20 protein-coding genes and 1 pseudogene are annotated in these 22,213 nt (G+C 64.7%); 14 read left to right on the top strand and 7 right to left on the bottom strand.

Annotated features, from left to right (window positions below):
- Positions 1–12 precede the first annotated feature (12 nt).
- The 7 genes from PCO31110_RS18650 to PCO31110_RS18620 all read left to right on the top strand — a co-directional run bounded on the left by PCO31110_RS18650 (position 13) and on the right by PCO31110_RS18620 (position 7,315).
- Entirely contained in the window at positions 13–897 is an 885-nt protein-coding gene (locus PCO31110_RS18650) for a class II aldolase/adducin family protein (protein WP_010808551.1), read from the top strand.
- A gap of 77 nt (positions 898–974) precedes the next feature.
- Positions 975–2,018, top strand: coding sequence for an ABC transporter substrate-binding protein (locus PCO31110_RS18645; protein WP_010808550.1), 1,044 nt, complete (start codon positions 975–977; stop codon positions 2,016–2,018).
- Between the two features lie 6 nt (positions 2,019–2,024).
- Positions 2,025–3,143: an ABC transporter permease gene (locus tag PCO31110_RS18640; RefSeq protein ID WP_010808549.1), complete on the top strand. Its 1,119-nt coding sequence runs from the start codon at positions 2,025–2,027 to the stop codon at positions 3,141–3,143.
- On the top strand, positions 3,137–3,991 hold the full coding sequence (locus PCO31110_RS18635) for an ABC transporter ATP-binding protein (RefSeq protein WP_010808548.1): 855 nt from the start codon (positions 3,137–3,139) through the stop codon (positions 3,989–3,991). The genes PCO31110_RS18640 and PCO31110_RS18635 overlap by 7 nt, the downstream gene beginning before the upstream one ends.
- Before the next feature lie 99 nt (positions 3,992–4,090).
- Positions 4,091–5,338, top strand: a complete 1,248-nt coding sequence (locus PCO31110_RS18630; RefSeq protein ID WP_150691119.1) for a c-type cytochrome — start codon at positions 4,091–4,093, stop codon at positions 5,336–5,338.
- A gap of 58 nt (positions 5,339–5,396) precedes the next feature.
- Positions 5,397–6,365 carry an ABC transporter substrate-binding protein gene (locus PCO31110_RS18625; RefSeq protein ID WP_150691118.1) on the top strand — a complete coding sequence of 323 codons (969 nt, stop codon included), beginning with the start codon at positions 5,397–5,399 and terminating at the stop codon, positions 6,363–6,365.
- A 305-nt stretch (positions 6,366–6,670) separates the two neighbouring features.
- Positions 6,671–7,315: an alanyl-tRNA editing protein gene (locus tag PCO31110_RS18620; RefSeq protein WP_150691117.1), complete on the top strand. Its 645-nt coding sequence runs from the start codon at positions 6,671–6,673 to the stop codon at positions 7,313–7,315.
- A gap of 129 nt (positions 7,316–7,444) precedes the next feature.
- Here the strand turns inward: PCO31110_RS18620 and PCO31110_RS18615 are convergent.
- Positions 7,445–7,558, bottom strand: a pseudogene (locus tag PCO31110_RS18615) (YdeI/OmpD-associated family protein); the annotation flags it as partial.
- Between the two features lie 86 nt (positions 7,559–7,644).
- Between PCO31110_RS18615 and PCO31110_RS18610 the strand changes: the two are divergent.
- A complete protein-coding gene (locus PCO31110_RS18610; protein WP_150691115.1) occupies positions 7,645–7,887 on the top strand; it encodes a DUF3820 family protein in 243 nt (80 codons plus the stop codon).
- 54 nt (positions 7,888–7,941) lie between these two features.
- On the opposite strand, the gene PCO31110_RS18605 is transcribed toward PCO31110_RS18610, so the two are convergent.
- The 3 genes from PCO31110_RS18605 to PCO31110_RS18595 all read right to left on the bottom strand — a co-directional run bounded on the left by PCO31110_RS18605 (position 7,942) and on the right by PCO31110_RS18595 (position 11,777).
- Positions 7,942–9,450: an amidase gene (locus PCO31110_RS18605; RefSeq protein ID WP_150691233.1), complete on the bottom strand. Its 1,509-nt coding sequence runs from the start codon at positions 9,448–9,450 to the stop codon at positions 7,942–7,944.
- Positions 9,451–9,630: 180 nt separating this feature from the next.
- Positions 9,631–10,371: a substrate-binding domain-containing protein gene (locus PCO31110_RS18600; protein ID WP_051126194.1), complete on the bottom strand. Its 741-nt coding sequence runs from the start codon at positions 10,369–10,371 to the stop codon at positions 9,631–9,633.
- Positions 10,372–10,457: 86 nt separating this feature from the next.
- On the bottom strand, positions 10,458–11,777 hold the full coding sequence (locus PCO31110_RS18595) for an MFS transporter (protein WP_150691114.1): 1,320 nt from the start codon (positions 11,775–11,777) through the stop codon (positions 10,458–10,460).
- 307 nt (positions 11,778–12,084) lie between these two features.
- Between PCO31110_RS18595 and PCO31110_RS18590 the strand changes: the two genes are divergently transcribed.
- On the top strand, positions 12,085–13,011 hold the full coding sequence (locus PCO31110_RS18590; RefSeq protein ID WP_010808539.1) for a LysR family transcriptional regulator: 927 nt from the start codon (positions 12,085–12,087) through the stop codon (positions 13,009–13,011).
- A gap of 133 nt (positions 13,012–13,144) precedes the next feature.
- Complete coding sequence (locus PCO31110_RS18585; RefSeq protein WP_010808538.1) at positions 13,145–13,576, top strand: hypothetical protein; 432 nt, start codon at positions 13,145–13,147, stop codon at positions 13,574–13,576.
- 136 nt (positions 13,577–13,712) lie between these two features.
- Here the strand turns inward: PCO31110_RS18585 and PCO31110_RS18580 are convergent, their stop codons facing one another.
- Positions 13,713–14,900 (bottom strand): alpha-hydroxy acid oxidase, encoded by a 1,188-nt coding sequence (locus PCO31110_RS18580; protein ID WP_150691113.1) that lies wholly within the window; start codon positions 14,898–14,900, stop codon positions 13,713–13,715.
- A gap of 66 nt (positions 14,901–14,966) precedes the next feature.
- On the bottom strand, positions 14,967–15,440 hold the full coding sequence (locus tag PCO31110_RS18575) for an Lrp/AsnC family transcriptional regulator (protein WP_010808536.1): 474 nt from the start codon (positions 15,438–15,440) through the stop codon (positions 14,967–14,969).
- Positions 15,441–15,614: 174 nt separating this feature from the next.
- Here PCO31110_RS18575 and PCO31110_RS18570 point away from each other — a divergent pair, with 174 nt between their 5' ends.
- Positions 15,615–16,703 (top strand): porin, encoded by a 1,089-nt coding sequence (locus PCO31110_RS18570; RefSeq protein ID WP_010808535.1) that lies wholly within the window; start codon positions 15,615–15,617, stop codon positions 16,701–16,703.
- Between the two features lie 124 nt (positions 16,704–16,827).
- On the opposite strand, the gene PCO31110_RS18565 is transcribed toward PCO31110_RS18570, so the two are convergent.
- Complete coding sequence (locus PCO31110_RS18565) at positions 16,828–17,577, bottom strand: CerR family C-terminal domain-containing protein (protein WP_150691112.1); 750 nt, start codon at positions 17,575–17,577, stop codon at positions 16,828–16,830.
- A 102-nt stretch (positions 17,578–17,679) separates the two neighbouring features.
- Between PCO31110_RS18565 and PCO31110_RS18560 the strand changes: the two genes are divergently transcribed.
- From PCO31110_RS18560 to PCO31110_RS18550, 3 genes are all read left to right on the top strand, one after another.
- Entirely contained in the window at positions 17,680–18,975 is a 1,296-nt protein-coding gene (locus tag PCO31110_RS18560; RefSeq protein ID WP_150691111.1) for an HlyD family secretion protein, read from the top strand.
- 169 nt (positions 18,976–19,144) lie between these two features.
- Positions 19,145–20,653, top strand: coding sequence for a DHA2 family efflux MFS transporter permease subunit (locus PCO31110_RS18555; RefSeq protein WP_246189907.1), 1,509 nt, complete (start codon positions 19,145–19,147; stop codon positions 20,651–20,653).
- Positions 20,654–20,659: 6 nt separating this feature from the next.
- The gene (locus PCO31110_RS18550; RefSeq protein ID WP_010808531.1) at positions 20,660–22,117 is read left to right on the top strand and encodes an efflux transporter outer membrane subunit; all 1,458 of its coding nucleotides are present in this window, start codon (positions 20,660–20,662) and stop codon (positions 22,115–22,117) included.
- The last annotated feature ends 96 nt before the right edge of the window (positions 22,118–22,213 follow it).

Raw genomic sequence — 22,213 nt, 5'->3', positions numbered from 1 at the left:
GAGAGACTGCCCATGGCTGCCGTTCTGCCCGTCGACACGCATACGTTCGCACGCTCGACGTCCACCCCCGCCCCGACACGCACCACGCCCACCGGGCTCGTGCTCAACGCCGCGCCGCAGCAGCGCTTCTGGTTCGACGCGCCGCCGGTGCGCAACGATGTGCTTGCCGAGCGCCGCCACCGCCAGACACGTCTGGCCGCCGCGTTTCGCATCTTCGCGCGCCACGGCTTCGACCTCGGACTGGCCGGACACATCACGGCGCGAGATCCCGAGCTGACCGACCACTTCTGGGTCAATCCGCTGGGCGTGCACTTCTCGCGCATCAAGGTATCCGATCTGCTGCTTGTCAATGCCAGGGGCGAGACGGTCGTGGGCGACAAGCCGCTCAACAAGGCGGCGTTCGCGATCCATGCCGCCATTCACGAGGCCCATCCGCATCTCGTTGCCGCCGCACACACGCACTCGACCTACGGCAAGGCATGGTCGACGCTCGGACGCGCGCTTGATCCGCTCACGCAGGATTCGTGCGGTTTCTTCGAAGACCACGCACTGTTCGACGACTTCACCGGCATGGTGGTCGACGACAGCGAAGGCAACCGTATCGCCCGCGCGCTGAACAAGCCCGACGGCAGCGGCACGGTCAAGGGCGTCATTCTCAAGAACCACGGCATTCTCACAGCGGGCCCGACTGTCGAGGCCGCCGCATGGTGGTACATCGCCCTCGAGAACGCCGCGCACACGCAGTTGCTCGCGCAAGCCGCCGGCACGCCGCAGCCGATCGACGATGCGACGGCGCGCCACACGCACAGTCAGGTCGGCGGCCCGGAAGGCGCGCTGTACTCGTTCGAAAGCCTCTACGAAGGACTGGTTGCCGCCGAGCCGGATCTGCTCGACTGACGTCGCGGGGCGTGCCTCACGCGCCCCATTTCGCTACCCGCACACAAACATCAGAAATCATCAGGGGAGTCGTATCCATGAAGTTTCGTCACACCGCCAACGGCTCGGAAGTCACGACGCAACACGAAGTTCACCCCGGCCGCCGCAAGGTGCTGCGCGCGGGCACGGCCGCCGCACTGGCCGCCCCGGCCCTCTTGCTCGGACGCCGTGCGTGGTCGCAACCGCGCAAGCTCACGTTCGCCTGGAATCAGAACTCGTTCTGCCTCACGCCGATCGTCGCCGCGCAGGAACGCGGCTTCTTCGAGAAGAACGGCCTGCAAGTCGACCTGATCAACTACAGCGGCTCGACCGACCAGTTGCTCGAATCGATTGCCACCGGCAAGGCAGACGCCGCCGTCGGCATGATCCACCGCTGGCTCAAGCCGCTCGAAGCCGGTTTCGACGTGAAGATCATCGGCAGTTCGCACGGCGGCTGCGTGCGCTTGCTGGGCGCGAAGGCCGCTGGCGTGACGTCGCTCGCCGCGCTCAAGGGCAAGACCATCGGCGTCTCCGACCTTGCCGCACCGGGCAAACACTTCTTCCAGATCCTGCTCGCCAAGAACGGCATCGACGCCGAGCGCGACATCACCTGGCGTCAGTACCCGGCCGACCTGCTTGGCGTGGCCGTCGACAAGGGCGAGATTCAGGCGATTGCCGACGGCGACCCGAATCTGTATCTGCTGGAGAAACGCACCAAGGGCGCGTACGTCGAACTGGCCACCAACCTGAGCGGCGAATACGCCCGCAAGGTGTGCTGCGTAATCGGCGCGCGCGGGGAACTGGTGCGCAACGACCGCGCAGCAGCTAGCGCGCTCGCACGCTCCATCGTGCAAGCCACCGAGTTCGTGAACGAGAACCCGAACGAGGCCGCGAAGATCTTCGCCAAGTATTCGCCGAAGATCAGCCCCGAAGACCTGCGCAAGCTGTACGCAACGCTCACCTACTCGCACCATCCGACCGGCGCAGACCTGCGCGATGAAATCGCCTTCTTCGCCGACGACTTCCGCCGCATCGGTGTGCTCAAGAAGAGCACCGACCCGCAGAAACTGGCGCAGCACGTCTACGCCAATGTCCTGGGATAAACGACCATGAGTGCCATTCTCGACAACGCTGCGCTACGCGGGGCCTCTCCTGCCGGCGCACTGGAACTCGCCGAACAGACGGCGGGCACAACGCTGCGTGTGCCCGTGCCCCGCTTCGACGACACCGACATCGATCAACGCTTCGCCGCCCCCCGCACGCCCGCCTTGTGGGGCACCGGATTCGCCGCCGCGCTCGCATGGGCCGCCTTCGGCGCGCTCACGCTGCGCTGGCCCAACAAGATCGTGGGCTTCTCCGACTGGGCCTTTACCGACGAACTGGGCGCGTTCGCACTCGTCGCCGCCGCCATACTCGCTGTGCTGTCGGTCGCAGGCCGCGCCACCCCGCCGTTGCTGCGTTTGCGCGAAGCACTTACCGGTGCGGGCCCGTGGCTCGTCGCCATCGCGCTCGTGCTGGCCGCGTGGGAAATCCTCACCGCAAAGACCGGATCGCTGCCCACGCCGTTCTTCGCCCCGCCGCAAGCCCTCATCGAGGTCTATACGGACGATTGGCGACGCCTCGGCGACAGCGCCGTGAACACGCTCAAGCTGCTCGGCATCGGCTTCGGACTCGGTGCCATCGCAGGCTTTCTGATCGGTGTGTCGATCGGCTGGTCTCGCGCGATCGGTTACTGGGTCCATCCGGTACTGCGCGTACTGGGCCCGGTGCCTGCCACCGCCCTGCTGCCGCTCACGTTCTACTTCTTTCCGTCGAGCTATTCGGCCGCAACGTTCCTGATCGCGCTGTCGACGGCATTTCCTGTCGCGGTGCTCACGTGGTCAGGCGTCGCAGGGGTGAACAAGAGTTACTACGACGTTGCCCGCACGCTCGGCGCGTCGGATGCATTTCTGGTGCTGCGCGTCGCGATTCCCGCTGCGCTACCCAACGTTTTCGTCGGTCTTTTCATGGGGCTTGGGGCATCGTTCTCGGTGCTCGTCACCGCCGAGATGATGGGCGTGAAGTCCGGCCTCGGCTGGTACCTCACGTGGGCGCAGGGCTGGGCCTCCTACGTGAACATGTACGCCGCCCTGATCGTCATGGCATTGCTCTTCTCCGGTGTCATTACGCTGCTCTTCACCGTGCGTGACCGCGCGCTTGCGTGGCAGAAAGGAACCGTCAAATGGTAAGCGCCGCAACGTCTTCTCCTACACTCGACCCGCGGGACGCCGGCGCTCCGGCGTCTCATCCCGCGAGCGACAGCGCCGCCTCCGCGAACGACACCGGCGCGCGGATCGATATTCGCGGCGTCGATCATTGGTTCGGCACGCGGCAGGCGCCGTTGCAAGTGCTCGACGGGGTAAACTTGAGCGTCGCGCCCGGCGAGTTCGTGGCGTTGCTCGGCCCAAGCGGCTGCGGCAAGTCCACGTTGCTGCGCCTCGTTGCCGGACTCGAGACCGCGACACGCGGCACGATCACGCAGGACGGCACGGCGATTACGCGTCCCGATCCGTCGCGCATCGTGGTGTTTCAGGACCCGACGCTTTACCCGTGGCGGCGCGTGCGCGATAACGTCGCACTCGGTCTGCAAGCCCGCGGCGTGCTCGGCAAGGAACGCCAGCGAGTCGACGCAGCGCTCGCACGCGTGGGCCTTTCGGAGTTTGCCGATGCGTTTCCGCATCAACTCTCCGGCGGTATGGCGCAGCGCGTGGCACTCGCCCGGGCGCTCGTCAACGACCCGCGTCTGCTGGTGCTCGACGAGCCGCTCGGCAAACTCGACTCGCTCACGCGCCTGGCGATGCAAAGCGAACTGGTCGATCTGTGGCAACGCGCCGGTTTCTCGGCGCTGCTCGTCACGCACGATGTCGAGGAAGCCCTCTTCCTGGCGCAACGCGTAATCGTGTTCAGCCCGCGCCCGGCGAAGATCGTGGCGGAGCTACGTGTCGATCTGCCCTATCCGCGCCATCGCGGCGACGCGCGCATTACCGAACTGCGCCACGAAGCGCTCCGACACCTGGGGCTCGATGCAAGCTGGTAATCGCGCAGGTCGTGGTGTCACGAAGCGAATGAAGTCGACGTACCGGCCGTCATCGGCGTTATCGGCGTCATCGGAGCGCGTCCCGGCGGAGCGCGCCCGATGACGTCGCCCCCCTCGCATCTCTGGCTTAACGCCCTGCTGCAAGCCCTTCAGTTCGTGCAGTCCGCCGGGCTGGACACGCTCTATGCGCTCGGCATCACCGGCGACTCGCATGGCGCGCTGGCGTGGCCGTGGGACGTGCGCATCGCCGGGGAAAATCTCGTCATCGACGTTGCCCTCGCCCGTCAGTTCGGCGGGATGCTCGCGGCCATCGCGTTTGCGCTCGCCTGCGTGCTGCTGGCGCTGTTCTGGCGACGCGCGTGGCGCTGGCTGCTCGCCGCCGCCCTTGGCGCACTTGTGCTGGCCCCATGGCCGTCTCCATCGCTTTGGCTGACGGCCGCCGTGCCGACCAGTTTCCATACGAGCCCGACGGGCTTCACCGTGCAGAGCATCTCGCGAGGCTCACGTGTGTATGCGGCCCAGTGCGTTGTATGTCACGGCGCCGACGGACGCGGCGAAGGCCCGCTGGCCTCCACGTTGCACCGTTGGCCGCCGACCATGGCGAGCGCCTTACTAAGCCGCCGCGCGGACGGTGAACTGTTCTGGCATGTGTTGTATGGCATGCGCGACGATGGGGGCATGACGATGCCCGGCTTCGCCGGACGGCTGAGCGATCGCGAAATCTGGGCCGCACTCGATTACATGCGCGTGCTCTCGGCGTCGGCCGGTATGGCCGCTGGCGGCAGTTGGCCCGTGCCGATTGCATTGCCCTCCCTCGCAGTGAGGTGCGCCAACGGCCCCACCCGGAATATCGCCGTGTGGCGCGGCAATCAGCGGGTGCGCGTCGTCGCAGTCGATGCCGATCATCCGCCCCCGTTTGAAGACCCGCGTTTCCTCACCCTGCTGGTCGAGCGCAATAGCCCGTCACCACATCAAGGGGCCGGCATTCGCAAGGTGGCAGCGCAACGTCCGGAGCGCACGCCGGCGGCCAATGTCACAACCCTGTTCGGTGCGCGAGCCGACTGCGTGGCCGATGACCCCGAGGCATGGCAGGTCTTCGCACAGATTGCCGGGGCTTCCCCGTCAAGCGTCGCAGGCACCGAATGGCTGGCAGACCGTGACGGCTGGTTGCGCGCCCTCGCCCCCGCCGGCCGCCGGGGCTGGGCCGACGGCGGCCTGATGTGCACAACGTCGACCGCCCTGCCGGACGGCGCTCTGGCGGCCCTTCGCGCAGACCCGCTCACCACCGCGCTGCGCCAAATGGACGACGACCCCGTGCGCTTCGTCAAAGGCGGCTTCGTGCACTAGCCATCGCTCAGCGTCCGCACCGGACTTCCCCTTTTCCAATCCACCACAGGCATTCATCATGACGATTTCCCGACGCCGCTTTCTCCAATACGTCACGACCACCGGTGCGGCGGGTGCGCTGACCACACTCGCGCTGCCCGGTGTGTCTTACGCGCAGTCCGGCCGCCCGATCCTCAAGGCTGGCGATCAGAAAGGCGGTCTGCGTGCGCTGCTCGAAGCCGCAGACGAACTCAAGGCATTGCCCTACGACATTCAGTGGACCGAGTTCCCCGCCGCCGCACCGCTGGCCGAAGCGCTCAATGCGGGTGCCGTCGATTGCGGTCCGATCGGCGACGCGCCGGTGATCTTTGCGCTGTCGGCGGGTGCCGCCATCAAGATCATCGGGGCCAATCGCTCCGATGCGTACGGCACCGCCGTGATCGTGCGGCCAGACGCCACGCTGCGCACCGCCACCGACCTCAAGGGCAAAAACATCGGCACGACGAGAGGCTCCATCGGTCACTTCGTCACGCTCAAGGCGCTCGCCGCCGCCGGTCTGGCACCGAACGACGTCAACTTCCGCTTCCTGCCGCCAGCCGACACCATCACCGCGCTGGCCAGCGGCTCGGTCGACGCATGGGCGACATGGGAGCCCTACACCGCCGTGGCGGAGACCACCGGGCGCGGACGCGTGCTTGTGAACGGACGCGGACTCTGGTCGGGGTTGAGCTATCTCGCGGCGACCGACACCGCCATCGCGAGCAAACAGGACGTGCTGCGCGATTTCCTCGCGCGTGCCGTGCGTGCCCAGGTCTGGTCCTATCAGCATGTCGATGCATTCTCTGCGGCCATGGCGCGTATCGTCGGCATCCCGCCCGAGGCCGCGAAACTACAGTTCTCGCGACGTGCCACGAAATGGCGCAACATCGACGACGCGCTCGTCGCAGAGCAACAGCGTACGGCCGACTTTTACTCGCAAGTCGGCTTGCTCCGGCAACCGCTCGACGTGAAGACTACGTTTGACCGGCGCTTTCCCATCAAGGCCTGATGGCGGCAGCGGAGGGCGGGGAAAGCTCCGCCATGCACGCCAGCGCATGAGCCGTCGCGGGAATTGTTGGGATACTCAGTCTAAGATCGACTTTGAACGCGCTTCGGCGTGAGGCTGGAAAGTGTCTTAATTCCGGCAGCAGTCCATAGGCCAGAAGTGCTTACGATCCCGGCAGCAGTCCACGAACACCACGCAGGTGATGTTGCAATGAGGAACGGACGCCGATCGCAAGATCGTACAAGCCACTCAAGTCCGGCTCGATTACCCTATGAACCTTTTTGGGAAAGAACAGGATCGGTCAGATCATGATGCGAAAAATTTTCTGGGACGAACCTTACAAAACAACGCTGGATACCATCGTCAGTCAAGTTGACGGTGAGCAAGTCCAGGTCGAGTCGACGATATTTTTTGCGTTCTCCGGCGGCCAGGAGAGCGATTATGGTTCGCTTGGCGGATACCCGGTTATCAAGGCCGAAAAGCTTGGTCTGGAAATCGTTTATACCTTGCCGCACGACCATTCGCTACGTGTGGGGGACTGCGCCACATGGCGAATTGACTGGGAGCGGCGCTATCGTCTGATGCGCCTGCACTTTGCCGCAGAAATGGTCTTGCAGTTGGTATATCGGCTACGCCCGGGCATCGAGCGCATCGGCGCCCACATCGCACAAGATAAGGCGCGCATCGATTTCGCGAGCGATGTCAGCCTGGCACCGTTGTTTCCCGAGATCGAATTAGAGGCAGCGAACTTGACGTCGCGCGACCTCCCTATCCTCACAGGTTTCAGCGACGTCCAAACACAGCGAAGATACTGGAAAGTCGATGGCTTTGCGATGATGGCATGTGGAGGCACGCATCCAAAATCGACTCGCGAGATTGGTGCGGTGAAACTCAAACGCAAAAATACGGGGCGAGGAAAGGAGCGAATTGAGATCTTGCTGGTGCAAGCCTAGTGTGTTGCATTGACCGGGGGAATCCACAGCCAGAATCCGACACTCAAATGGGTTTTCGTAGCAGCCAATCACGAGCGAATAGTGCGCGGCGTCGTCCGGTGGCCTTCAACAACGATCGACCTTCCTGGCCTACGGATGAATGGTTTCGCCGCGATTCAGCGTGCTGTTGAACGCCTCGATTTTACGCACCCGTGTTTCGGGCTTTTTAGCGTTCTGCATCCGAAACATGATCGCGTAGCGGTTATGGCCGCCAGCGCGACGAGTGCCGCCTGTGGTAGCGTGACGCTTTCCGTCTCACTTGCGTGCGCGTCACGCCGCGCCCTTTCGCCATGCTCGACTTCGACGCCGACGCGCTGATGCGCCTCGTCACGACGCCCATGCCATTCGGCAAACACAAAGGCACCTACATCGCCGATCTGCCGGGCAACTACCTGAGCTGGTTCGCCCGCGAAGGTTTCCCGCCGGGCGAGATCGGCCGCCTGCTCGCCCTCATGCACGAGATCGATCACAACGCCTTGGGTGAATTGCTGCGGCCGCTGCGCGCGAAAGCGCAGGCCGCGCGCGCCCGGTAAGCCGGAATCGGCCGGAGCGCCGCCCGCACGTCCAGGCACATCCTCGCAGGGCCGTCAGGCCCGCACGGCGCCAGTGAGCATCGGCGGCAGATGGCGGCGTACCCACTGCGTTTGCTGCTCGTAGGCGTGTGCCAGTTGCAGCACGGCAAGATCCGCTTGCGCGGGTCCGATGATTTGCAGTCCCATCGGCAAACCGCGTGCATCGAACCCGACCGGCACGCTGATCGCCGGCAACCCGGCCAGCGTCGGCCCGATCACGACTTCCATCCACCGGTGGTAGGTGTCCATCGGCTTGCCCGCCAAGGACGTCGGCCAGTGCATTTGCGCATCGAACGGGAACATTTGCGCCGACGGCAACAACAGGAAGTCGTAACGCTCGAACAATCGTGCGAGCGAGCGGTACCACTCACTGCGATCGACGCTCGCGCGAAACACGTCGGCAGCGCGCAACGCGTCGCCTCCCGCGACTTCCCATTGCGCCTCCGGCTTGAGCTTGTCGCGACGTGCCGGGTCGGCATACATCGCGCCCAGCGAACCGTTCACGAGCCAGTGACGCAGCGTAAGCCACGTCTGCCACAGCCGGTCCGGTGCAAAGTCGGGCATGCACGGCGCCACTTCGCATCCCATCGCCGTGAAGTCGCGCAACGATGCTTCGCACAACGCCATCACGCCGTCTTCCATCGGCAGATAACCGCCGTAGTCGCCGAGCCAGCCCAGCTTCACGCCCTTCACGTCACGCGATAGCGCACTCGCGAACGGCGGCGTCTCGCCAGCGAGCGAAAGCGGGCTTCGCGCGTCGTAGCCGGCCTGCGTTGCGAGCAATTGGGCGACGTCGGCCACCGTTCGGCCCATCGGCCCTTCGGTGCTCAGTTGCTGGACGAAGACTTCGGGTGTCGGGCCATACGGCACACGGCCCTGCGACGGCCGCATGCCGTACACGTTGCCGAACGCCGCCGGGTTGCGCAGCGATCCCATCATGTCGCTGCCGTCCGCCACCGGCAGCAGGCGCAGCGCCAGCGCACTGCCTGCCCCGCCGCTGCTGCCACCGGCGATGCGCGTTGTGTCGTAGGCGTTACGCGTGGTGCCGAAGACCGGGTTGTAGCTGTGCGAACCCAGTCCGAACTCGGAAACATTGGTCTTGCCGATGAAAATCGCGCCCGCAGCGCGGATGCGCGCGACGCTGATGCTGTCCTGCGTGTCGGGGGCTGCCGACGTCAGAGGCGAGCCCTTGCGTGTGGGAAATCCGGCACAGGCGGCCATATCCTTCACCGCGTGCGGCATGCCGTGCATCCAGCCAAGATACTGACCGTTCGCCAGTTGCCGGTCGCGCTCGTCGGCCTGCGCCAGCAACGCGTCGGCATCTCGCAGCGACACGATGGCGTTGACCGCCGGGTTGTACTGCGCAATATGAGTGAGATAGGCCTGCATCACCTCACGGCACGAAACCTGACGCGTGCGAATGGCGCTGGACAGTGCGAGCGCGTCGAGCGCGACGATATCGTTCAGGGGAGTGTCGGGGGTAGCCGTGGTGTTGGCTGCGGCTGCACTCGTTTGGGCAGCCATGGGGGGCAGGTCTGGCACGATGGCCATGCGTCTATCTCCTTGGCGGTGGCGTCGATCGGTGCGACGCCGTTGTCTGTCACGCCATTGTCGGTCAAACCCGCCAAGGATGCCGAGGGGAAAATTAAGTCCGCCACGGCGGTGGAAATACGTCAGTTCTCATCTTCAGCGATGCCCGGCGCATCAGTGCGTCAGCGGATCGAGACCGGTCGATTCGACATCCTTTGCAACGGCAGGCGCGGCCATGTACGTCAGCAGCTTCTTCGCCTCGTCAGGATGCGGCGCATTCACCGGTACGCCGCCCGCGAAGCGCGTGACCGATTGCAGCGACTCGGGAATCTTGCCCGCGAACACGGCGCCCTTGACCGGCAGCAGTTCGCTCACCTGTTGCAATCCCAGTGCGTAGTCGCCGGCGGCCACCTTCTCGGCGACGGGCGTCTTCTGCACCATCACCGATTTGCCTTGCATCTGCTCGGCGATGCCCAGTTTCTTGAAGAGCTCACGCTCGATATACACGCCGCTGGCGCTGTCGGAGTACGCGACCGACTTCGCGGCCAGCAGCGCCGCCTTCAGCTTCTCGGGGGTGCTGACATCCGGCACGGTGTCGCCCGCTTTGACGACGACACCGATACGCGAATCTGCCAGATCGACGCGCGAATCGGGGCGCACCTTGCCCGCCTTGATGAGATCGTCGAGCGCGTAACCGACCATGATGACGACGTCGGCCGACTCACCCCGCGCCAGACGATTCGGGATCGCCTCCGGCGCTTTGCCCATCGACGGCCCCCAGGCTGTGTCGACGTGGTCGCCGCTCGATGCCTCGAACTTGGGCAGCAGCAGCTTGTACGCGGCCGTGAAGCCGCCGGAGTTCATCACGCGCAGGTCTTCTGCGTGAGCGGATGTGGCAGCGAACAGCGCCGTCATCGCGACGCCCGCACCGAGCGTGGCAAACAGGCGTCGGGCTGCGCTCGTGCGCACAGAGATGGAAGTGTTTTTCATGGCGCGCGCTCTCAGCCTGCGGCAAGTTCGGTACGGGTGCGGCCTTGCCCGCCGGGGCGGCCACGATAAAGCGCCAGCGTCGCACAGATTGCGCATAGCGCGGCGAAGCTCATCCAGTAACCCGGCGCAGCCTTGTCGCCCGTGGCATGGATCAGATACGTCGACAATGCGGGCGTGAAGCCGCCGAAAACCGCCGTCGCCAAGCTATAGGCCAGCGAGAATCCGGCCACGCGCACGTCTGGCGGCATCACTTCGGTGAGCGCCGGGATCATCGCGCCGTTGTACATGCCGTACAGGAACGAGAGCCACAGCAACGCGATCAGCATGCGCGTAAAGCTCGGCGCCTGCACGAGGAACGACAGAACCGGATAGGCGCTCACCAGCGTGAGGCCCGCGAAGAGCAGCAGCACCGGACGACGGCCAATGCGGTCGGAGAGCGTGCCGCCGATCGGCAGCCAGATGAAGTTCGACACGCCCACGCACAGCGTGACGAGCAGCGCATCGGCGCTCGAGAGGTGCAGCACGCTCTTGCCGAACGTCGGTGCGTAGACGGTAATCAGGTAGAACGCCGTCGTGGTCAGCGCCACGAGCATCGTGCCGCCGAGCACCACGCCGGCATTGGCGGCCATCGAACGGAATACTTCGCCGACCGACGGGTGATGCTTGCGTTGCTTGAACTCCTCGCTCTCCTGAAGCGAGCGGCGCAGCGCGAAGATCACCGGCACGATCATGCAGCCCACGAGGAACGGCAGGCGCCAGCCCCACGAGGCAATCTCTTGCGCCGTCAACGTGAGCGAGAGCACAAAGCCAAGGCCCGCCGAGACCACGATGGCGACCTGCTGGCTCGCGGACTGCCAGCTCGTGTAAAAGCCCTTACGGCCCGGCGCGGCGATTTCCGCCAGATACACGGACACACCGCCCAGTTCGGCACCGGCCGAGAAGCCTTGCAGCAGACGGCCGATCAGCACCAGCACCGGCGCGGCCAGACCGATGGTTTCGTAACCCGGCACGAAGGCGATGAGAATGGTGCCGCTCGCCATGATGGCCAGCGTGGTGACCAGCCCTTTGCGACGGCCGACGTTATCGATGTACGCGCCCAGCACGATGGCGCCGAGCGGGCGCATCAGGAAACCCGCGCCGAAAACGGCAAAGGTCAGCATGAGCGATGCGAATTCGCTGTCCGTCGGGAAGAAGACGCGAGAGATCTGGGTGGCGTAGAAACCGAACAGGAAGAAATCGAACTGCTCGAGGAAGTTGCCGGCCGTCACGCGCAGAACCGCGCCGGCTTTCGATGGGCGACGCGAAACCGCGTCTTGGGGGCGCTGTGACATGCGCTGTCTCCGTTTTGCATGCAGCCCGGGGGGCGGGCCGCCAATGAATCGTCGCATTGCGTCTCTGCCAGGGACGTGTCGAACCGTCGTGGACGCTTTTTTGAAACCGCCAATGGTGCGCCGGAAGTTCCCCGGTTGTGAATTGCAAGTTTTGGAAAGATTGATGCGCATACGCTATCAATCATAGGATGCTAATGCGCCTACCGATCGGTAACACGTTACACTCTGCGCCACGCCCGAACCCGCGGCTATCCCCCGGTGTCCGTGCCGCGTGCGGCGCTTGCCCGACTCTCATCCCCCCAATGTCATGGCGATCAATTTCGATCTGAACGATTTGCAGGCCTTTCGCGCGGTGGCGCAACTCGCGAGCTTTCGCCGCGCGGCCGAAGCCATTCACCTCTCGCAGCCCGCACTCTCGCGCCGCATCGACAAGCTCGAGGAGGCGCTGGGCGTCAAGCTCTTCGAGCGCAGCACGCGGCGCGTGGCACTCACCAACGTCGGGCGCGCGTTTGCACGCGATGCCGAACGGATTCTCGACGATCTGGATAACGCGCTACTGGGTATTCGAGACGTGGCGTCGTCGAGCCTCGGGCATGTGACCATCGCCTGTGTGCCGTCTGCCGCGTATTACTTCATGCCGCAGGTGATCTCGCGCTACCACCAGGCGTATCCGCGCATCCGCATCTCGGTGCTCGACGCCAGCGCCAACGAGGTGCTTGCCGCCGTGGTGAACGGCGATGCCGATTTCGGGTTGAATTTCATCGGTAGTCAGGAGCCGAACATCGAGTTCAAGCTCCTGCTGCAGGAGCGTTACGTGGCGGCGTGCCGGCGCGATCATCCGCTCGCGGGCAAGAAGCGGGTGACGTGGCGAGAGCTTTACGAGTACGACTACATCACTGTCGGGAAGGCCTCGGGTAACCGCCTGCTGCTCGATCAGGCGCTGACGGCGCTGCCGCAACGCCCGCCGAGTATCTGCGAGACACAACATGTGACGACGATGCTCGGACTGGTCGAAGCGGGCCTGGGTGTGGCGGCCGTGCCGACGATGGCGATGCCGGGCGGCGACCACCCGTTGCTCACGAGCGTGCCGCTGGTCGATCCCGTGGTGACGCGCCGCGTCGGCATGATCCGGAGCAAGGCGCGGCCGCTCTCGCCAGCGGCCGCCCAGTTGTATCGCTACGTGGCCGAGATGAAGGTGCCGTCGCGGCGCCGCACGGGCGGCGAGGCCGTATAGCCGAATCGCAGCGAATGCACGCAAGGTAACATTTCGTTACCGGCCTTACGAGAAGTGAAACATTGAGGTAGCGGCGACGGAACGATGCGTCTTTATACTTGCCTCGCGTTCATTCGAATCCACTTCAAGACTCATGCTCAAGCGAATTTTCCCGATGGTGGCGATCGCCGCCGTGGCAGCAACGACTTCCCTGACGGCTTCGGCCAGTGACATGAACAATGCCCTTGGCGGCGCGCTGGGCGGCGTGGCAGGCGCGGCCGTGGGCGGTGCGCTTGGGGGCAGCACCGGTGCTGTGGTGGGAGGTGCGGTTGGCGGTGGCGCCGGCGGCGCAATCACGTCGAACCGGCGCGAGCGCACGGGCGCCATTGTCGGTGGTGCGCTGGGCGGTGGTGCCGGTACGGCGGCAGGCAATGCGATGGGCGGGCGCTCCGGCGGCCTGATCGGCGCGGCCGTCGGCGGCGGCGCGGGTGCCGCGCTCGGCGGCAACATGTCGCGCTCGAACTCGTACGACGACGACGACCACTACCGCGGAAAGCGCCGCGGTCATCACAAGCACCATCATTGATCGGTCTGCGCCGGTCTTCACCGAAACGAAGCGTCCCGTGATTGCAGGGCGTTGTCCGGATGGGGTTGCCCCCGACGGAAATAAAAAAAGCCGCAGCGCGATTCGCTGCGGCTTTCGTGTTTTTCCAGCCGGCCGATTACCGTCCGCCTGGCTCCGGCAGGTACGGGCCAATGCCCGTCGGATAACTGCCCGGGATCAGCATCGACGAATCGAGACGGTCAATGGTCGTGCGGCCGGTCAGTGCCATGGTCACATCCATCTCCTTCGCAATGACCTCCAGCGCGCGGCGCACACCCACCTCGCCCATCGCCCCCAGACCGTACAGGAACGGACGCCCGATGAGCGTCCCCTTCGCGCCCAGGGCCATCGCCTTGATCACGTCCTGACCGGAACGGATGCCGCCGTCGAGCCAGACCTCCGTGTCGCGCCCCACCGCCGCCACAATGTCGGGCAGCGCGCGAATCGTCGAGATCGCACCGTCAAGCTGACGCCCGCCGTGATTGCTCACCACGATCGCGTCGGCCCCGGTGTCGCGTGCGGCACGCGCATCTTCAGGGTCGAGCACGCCCTTGAGCACGAGTTTGCCGCCCCAACGCTTCTTGATCCACTCGACGTCGTTCCATGACAGACGCGGGTCGAACTGCGCCGCCGACCAGGTGGCAAGCGAACCGATGTCATCCACGCCCTTGGCATGACCCACGATGTTGCCGAAGGTGCGTCGGCGTGTCCTCAACATGCCCATGCACCAGCGCGGCTTGGTCATCATGTTGGCAATGTTCGGCAACGTCAGCTTCGGCGGCGCCGACAGGCCATTCTTGATGTCTCGATGACGCTGACCGCTGATCTGCAAGTCCATCGTCACCATCAGTGCCGAACACCCTGCGGCCTTGGCCCGGTCGATCAAACGCTCGATGAAGTCGCGATCGCGCATCACATACAACTGGAACCAGAACGGCGCCTTGGTGTGCGCCGCCACGTCCTCGATGGAGCAGATCGACACGGTCGAGAGCGTAAACGGCACACCGAACGCTTCAGCCGCACGCGCCGCGAGAATCTCGCCGTCCGCATGCTGCATGCCTGTCATGCCCGTCGGCGCCAGCGCCACCGGCATGGCGACCGACTCTCCCAACATCGTCGTGCGCGTGCTGCGATGCTCGATGTTCACGGCAACGCGCTGCCGGAACTCGATACCGCCGAAATCCGCCGCATTCGCCCGATAGGTCGCCTCCGTCCACGACCCCGAATCGACATACTCGTAAAACATGCGCGGCACTCGCCGCTGTGCGAGAACCCGTAAGTCCTCGATGGTGGTAATCACTGCCATGCTGTGTCTCTTCTTCCGGGAAATTCCAACCGTCTTTTGGCGGTTAGTTAATATGTTATATAATTTTTACTTCGGCTTGACGAGGTCCACGAGGGACTGCGTGTGTTTAATTGTCTTGAGCACGATATTCGACTGAATCGACATCACGGCAGGCGCCCGGTATAGCTCATTGACGATGAAATCGGAGTAGTGCGCAAGGTTACGGGCTCTTACCGTCAAGATGTAATTGGCCGAGCCGGTGACGATTCGCGCAGTCACGACTTCCGGCCAGTTCTGCACACATGCGAGAAATTTTTCATGCCACTGATCGACGTCCGGTCGGAGCGTGATTTGCACTAACGCCTCGAACTCCAGGCCGATATGCTGTGCGTCCACGATGCAGCGGTATCCGGAAATCACCCCGCGGTCCTCGAGCAATTTCACCCGGCGAAGGCAGGCCGACGGCGACAAGCCGACGGCATCCGCCAACTCCTGGTTGGAGATGCGTCCGTTGAGTTCCAGATGGCGGAGGATGCGCAGATCGGCAAGGTCGAGGTTCATTGGCAGAATCCGTCAAGTTTTGACGAATTCTGGCAGATCCTTCGATTCGCCGCCAGTTGCCCGGCAGAAATGACAAGCCGATTCGTACCGAGAAGCATCCGTGACCGTCTACATCGGAAGGCGCAGCGGATCCGTTTTTCAGTCCGCAGCCCATCTACAAGAGAAAGGAGACCCATGAAGTCTGCAATTCCGGCCAGTCTGGCCATCCTCTCGGCCGCTTGCGGCCTCGCCTTCAGCACCACCGCTACCGCCCAAAGCGCCGTCACCCTGTACGGAATCGTCGATCAAAGCGTGCGGTATCAGACCAACGCCAATGCCAACAACGACGCCCTGTGGCAAGTGACCAACGGCGCCGTAACCAACAGCCGTTTCGGCTTCAAGGGCTCGGAAGACCTCGGCGGCGGCACGAAGGCGATCTTCCAGTTGGAGTCGGGCATCAACCCGCAAAACGGCCAACTCACGAACGGTCCCCGACTGTTTGACCGCTATGCTTTCGTCGGCCTGCAAAACCAGTACGGCGCGATCAAGATCGGCCGTCAGGCAACCGAGGCGTTCAACGTCTACGGCGACTTCGATCCGCTCACGATCGGCAACTATGCGAACAACTCGTGGATGTACAACATCACGCGTGGCCGTGTGGACAACGCCGTGAGCTATGCCGGCACGTTCGGCGGCCTGTCGGTCGGTGCGACTTACGGTTTCGGCAACACCGCCGGCACGATGGCCGCGAGCAACTACTGGGGCACCCGTGCTGCCTACACGATGGGACCGTTGCAGGTCGCCGGCGTGTATCAGCAGGCGCGAGACGCCGCCAAGCGCGTGCAGCAGATGTGGGGGCTGGGCGGTATCTACAGCGTCTCCATCGCCAAGGTGTTCGTCGGCTACATGGGCGGTCGCGATCGCAGCGGCTGGCTCGACGGCACGCTCAACGACCCGGCGCACGCCGTCACCACAGGTAACCTGAACGACAATCCGCGCAAGGACATGACGTTCTATCTCGGCACGACGATCCAGGCCATGCCGAACCTCGCGATCACGGGTGCCGCGTATTTCGACGACATCAAGAACATCAACGCGCAGGCGAGCGATGCCGGTTCGGGCCGTCGCTACACGTACGTGCTGCTCGCCGAGTACGCCCTGTCGAAGCGCACGCAAGTCTACGGCACCGTCGACTACAACAAGGTCAGTGGCGCCGCACGCGTGGAACTGCCGGGTAACGCGACGCAAGTGGGCGTGGCAACGGGTATCCGCCACATCTTCTAAGCCGATGGCGCGAAACGCAGACTCGCGTTGCCCGCCTCAAGCGTGACGCTTGCTGCCGTACTCCATCATTGAAAACGACTCGGGGGCACCGAAAGGTGCCCCCGAGTTCGTTGCCTGCCTGAACTTATTTGGCCGACTTGCGCTGCTTGACGATCCGCTCCAGCAATTGCCGTGTCTGCTCGAGTACCGCCTCACGCACCATCCGATTACGATCGGCATCCGGTTCGCTGGCCCATCCCATCGAACAATCGACGGAGCGGCGCATCACGCGAAATGCCATGCCCAGCGTGCTGATGCACACGGCGCGAATGCGCATCTCCTCGTTGTCAGGCGCCACCCCCGCGAGGCGGGTCACGATGTTCGCGCCAACCGCCGCGAGCCGGCTTGAAAAGCGCTCGTGAAACGCCTTGAACCCGGCTTCCGGCCCGAGCCCCGCTTGCTCGCGAGCCATGAACATGTGCCAGCCATCGATCTCCGGGACCTCCTCCATGAAGCCTGCCTTGCGGATCTGTAGCTCGCAAAAGGCGTCCATGAGTTGCTTGTCGGTCGCGCCGGGATCGGCCACCACACGCTCGGCCAACTCGATGGCCTCTCCCATCTGGCCCAGCACAAGACCCAGGATGTACTCGACGCACGCCTTGTACACCCCTTCCTTGTTGTCGAAGTAGTACTGCAGCGCCGGCGCGTTCACCCCTGCCTCGTTCGCGATGTCTCGCGTAGACGCGCCGGCAAAGCCGTACTCTCCGAAACACTTGATCGCCGCGAGGACGATGCGCGCGCGCGTTTCCTCGCCACGTTGATACCCCGTGTCGACTGCATGCCGCGCACGCGTTGCCACGCCCCGAGCACGCCCTGCACGTGAAGTCCCTGTCATGTATGTCCTTGCTTGCCAAAACTTTCGTCAAAAATATAACACTTGACACAAATCGATCAACTGGAATAATTGTGCCGAATGGAATAATTTGAGGAAGTTCCCATGACCAACGCAGCACAGGTCGAACAGGCGGAAGCGGCGCCGCCCACCGCACGTCAGGCGCAAGCGCCGGCCGGCAAGGTCGCAGAGCCCAGCCAGACGAAGGCCCCGGCCAACCCGCGTCGCAAACAGATCCTGCTCGGCGCGCTGGCGCTGGGCGTCGTCGCAGCGCTGGGTTGGGGCGGACACTGGTGGTTTGCCGGGCGCTTCATCGAGTCGACCGACGACGCCTATCTGCAAGCCGACAGCATGACCGTCGCACCGAAAGTGGGCGGCTATGTGATCGAAGTGCTGGTGCGCGACAACGAAACGGTGACGGTCGGCCAGCCGCTCGTGCGTCTCGATGGGCGCCAGTACCAGGCTGCCTACGACGAGGCGCAAGCGACCGTCGTGGCCCGCGAAGCCGACGTGGCCCGGGCACAGGCGGAACTCTCCCAGCACTCGGCGACCATCGCACAGGCACGCGCTGAACTCGACAGCGCACGTGCGAACGCCGCGTACTCGTCCGGTCAGGTCAAACGCTACGTACCGTTGGTCGCGACCGGCGCCGAAACCGACGAGCGTCTCGCGGAACTGCGCAATGCCAGCGCACGCGCCGACGCCTCGCTCAAGAGCAATGAGGCCAGCCTGCAAGCGAGCGAGCGGCAGACGGACACGCTCACCGCCGCGCTGGCGCAGGCCAAAGCGCAGTTGACGGTGGCACAGGCAAGCGCGCGCAAGGCAGACCTCGACCTCGCGGACACGGTGGTCAAGAGCACGCTGGCCGGACGCGTTGGCGATCGGGCGGTGCGCGTCGGCCAGTTCGCGCAGCCGGGTACGCGACTGCTCACCGTCGTGCCGGTGCAAAGCCTCTATCTGACGGCAAACTTCAAGGAAACGCAGGTCGGCCGCATGCGTCCCGGCCAGCCGGTGACGGTGCATGTCGACGCCTTGCCCGGCGAGCCGATCCATGGTGTGGTCGATTCGCTCTCCCCCGGCACCGGCGCGCAGTTTGCGCTGCTGCCCGCGCAGAACGCCACCGGTAACTTCACGAAGATCGTGCAGCGCGTGCCGGTGCGCATCCGTCTCGATGTGCCGGCGTCGCTGCGTTCAGTGTTGCTGCCGGGCCTGTCGGTCACGGCAGACGTCGATACGCATCGCAACGCCCCGGCCGCGCCAGCCAAACAGGCGGCCCGCTCGGGCCAGGCCAGCAGTGCCACCGCCCAACAGCTCTCGCTCAGTGCGCCGCTCGATGCCACCGTTTGCCCCCTTGCGAGCACGGCGCCGTCGCCCACGAACGTTGGAGTGCAATGTGGCTGACGGTCGCGTTGTGAGCGCGTCGACGCCGTCGCTCTCGCCGGTCACGCCGACGCGCGATCAGGCGCGCAGCACCGTGGCGGCGGGCGGCGACGGCGGTAGTGGTGGTGCACACGTTGGCGCCGTAAGCGCCGCTGCACCCCGCAACGCGTCGGCGTCGGACTGGATCGCCGTGGCCGCCGGTGCGCTGGGCGCACTGCTGGCCACGCTCGATATTTCGATCACGAACTCGGCACTGCCGCAGATTCAAGGACAGATCGGGGCCTCGGGCACCGAGGGCACCTGGATATCGACCGGCTACCTGATGTCGGAAATCGTCATGATTCCGCTCGCCTCGTGGCTCACGCGCGTGCTCGGGCTGCGACGCTTTCTGATGCTCAACGCCGTCTTCTTCACGCTCTTCTCGATGATGTGCGGTGCGTCGAGCAGCCTGCCCGAGATGATCGTCGGCCGCATCGGACAGGGCTTCGCCGGTGGCGCCATGATTCCGACGGCGCAGATGATCATTCGCACGCGTCTGCCACGCCATCAGATGGCGGTCGGCATGGCGATGTTCGGTCTGATCGTGCTGCTGGGGCCATTGCTCGGCCCGGTGGTCGGCGGGTGGCTGACCGAGAACGCCAACTGGCGCTGGTGCTTCTTCCTGAATCTACCAATCTCGGCGGCCATCGTCACGCTGCTCATGCTCGGTCTGAAGCGCGAGCCGGCCAATCTGCAAGCCTTCTTCAAGGCGGACTGGCTGGGCATCGTGGGCCTGACCATCGGCTTGAGTTCGCTCACCGTGGTGCTAGAGGAAGGACAGCGCGAACGCTGGTTCGATTCGCACCTGATCATCGGGTTGTCGATTGCGTCGGTCATCGGCATCGGCATGATGCTCGTGGCGCAGTTCACGGCCGAGAAGCCGATCGTCAAGCTCTCGCTGCTGGGCAACAAGAATTACGCGAGCGTGATCTATATCGTCTTCACGGTGGGCGCGGGACTCTACGGCGTGTCGTATCTACTGCCGCAGTTCCTCTCCACGATTGCGGGCTACAACGCGCAGCAGTCGGGCAACATCATGCTGCTCTCGGGGCTGCCCGCGTTCCTGATGATGCCGTTCTTGCCGCGCCTCATCAGCCGGGTGGACATCCGTCTGCTCGTGATTCTCGGGCTACTGTGCTTCTTCGCGAGTTGCATGCTCGACATCAGCCTGACGGCACAAAGCGTGGGCCACGACTTCACGCTTTCGCAATTGCTGCGTGGCGTGGGGCAAATGCTCGCGATGATGCCGCTCAATCAGGCGTCGATGGCAGCCGTCGACGCGCACGATGCCGGCGACGCGGCAGGTCTGTACAACATGGCCCGCAATCTCGGCGGGTCGGTGGGACTCGCATTGCTCGGCACGCTGATCGACCGGCGCACCGACTATCACGACGCCATGCTGCGCGAGACAATCACCGCCAATAGTGCGCTGGGGCAGGAACATCTCGCGGCCAATGCGGCGGGCTTCTTCGCACAGACGGGCGACATGATGCACGCGCAACTCCAGGCCACAGCACAGCTCGCCGCCGACATTGCGCGGCAGGCGAGCGTGATGACGTTTTCCGAAACTTTCTACGCACTAGGTATCGCGCTGCTGCTTTGCGTGCCCCTGGCCCTACTGCTCAAGCAACCGACCGGATTCAGATCCGGCGGCCATTGAATCATCATGACGTTTCCTATCCGAACACTGGCCCTCGCGGCATGCCTTCTCGCCACTGGCTGCACCGTCGGTCCCGACTATCGTGGCGCGCCCGAAGTCGCGGGCGACGCCCTGCGTGCCGGGGCAACGTTCGCGCATGCGGGCGAAGGCGTGCAGGCACACACGCCCGGCGCCGCCCGGTGGTGGACGGCGCTGAACGATCCGCAGCTCACCGCGCTGATCGACGACGCCATCGCGCATAGTCCGGACATCCGGGTGGCACAGGCAAAGGTGCGTCAGTCGCGCGCGAGCCTGCGCAGTCATCAGGCCGACCTGCTGCCGAAGGCGGGCGTCGATCTGGCGATGGTGCGCACCCGCTCGCCCGATCTGAGCCTGCTTGGCGGCAACAACGGTAGCGGCAATGGCCGCGGCCCGCTCGACCTCTACGTCGCCGGGTTCGACGCCAGTTGGGAAATCGATTTGTTCGGCGGCACGCGACGCGCCGTCGAAGCCGCCGGTGCCGACGCCGACGCGGCGTCGGAGGATCTGGCCGATGCCCACGTGCAACTCGCCGCCGAAGTCGCCCAGACTTACGTTGCGCTGCGCGATCAGCAGGCACGGCTTGCTCTCGTGCACGATTCGGCGCAATTGGAAGGCGAAATGCTCGATCTCACGCGTCAGCGCCGGGCGGGCGGTGTCGCCTCGGAACTCGACGTCGAACGGCTCGTGACGCAAGTGGAGCAGACGCAATCGCGCGTGCTGCCGCTCGAAGCAGACGTCATCGAATCGCTCGATCAGTTGGCACTGCTGACGGGGCGCGCACCGGGCGCACTGGATGCCGAATTGCAGGCATCCAAGGCACTCCCTAGCGTGCCCGCGAAGGTGGCTATCGGCGATCCGTCTGCGCTGTTGCAAGCGCGACCGGACATTCGCGCCGCCGAGCGCCGTCTGGCATCGCAGAACGCGCAGATCGGCGTGCAGACCGCCAACTGGTTTCCGAAGCTCTCGATCATGGGCGAACTCGGATATTCGGCGCTGGACCCCGGCCATCTCGTGCGCAAGGACAACTTCAGTTGGATGACGATGCCGCGTCTGCAATGGAACGTGCTCGACTTCGGACGCGTGCAGGCCGGCGTCGACGGCGCAAAGGCGGGCCGCGATCAGGCGCAGGCGAAGTACGAGAGCGCCGTGCTCACCGCGTTACGCGACGCCGATGTGGCACTTGCCCGCTACGGGCATCAGCGCGAGAACGTGTACCGGCTGCGCAGCGTGGAGGCGTCGGCCACGCGGGCGGCGACGCTCACACGTCAGCGCTACCGCGCGGGCACCGCGAGCACACTCGATTGGCTGGATGCGGAACGCACGCGCTTTTCCGCCGAGCAAGACCGTATCGCCGGTGACGCACAGCTTCTCAAATCGTTCGTGATGTTGCACAAGGCGCTGGGTCTGGGATGGCAGGTCGCCCCGGAAAGCGGCGAAGGCTGACGCGACGGCGCTGGCACGATGGCGTTCGATGCGGAACGTCGTCGCGCCTGACGATGGCGGGAACGATGAATGCCGAACCGTGCGATACTTTTCGTC

This window comes from Pandoraea communis (assembly GCF_902459745.1).
Classification (GTDB): Bacteria; Pseudomonadota; Gammaproteobacteria; order Burkholderiales; family Burkholderiaceae; genus Pandoraea; species Pandoraea communis.
Note: the sequence above shows the minus strand (reverse complement) of the source record. Positions and strands in the feature narration are given on the sequence as shown.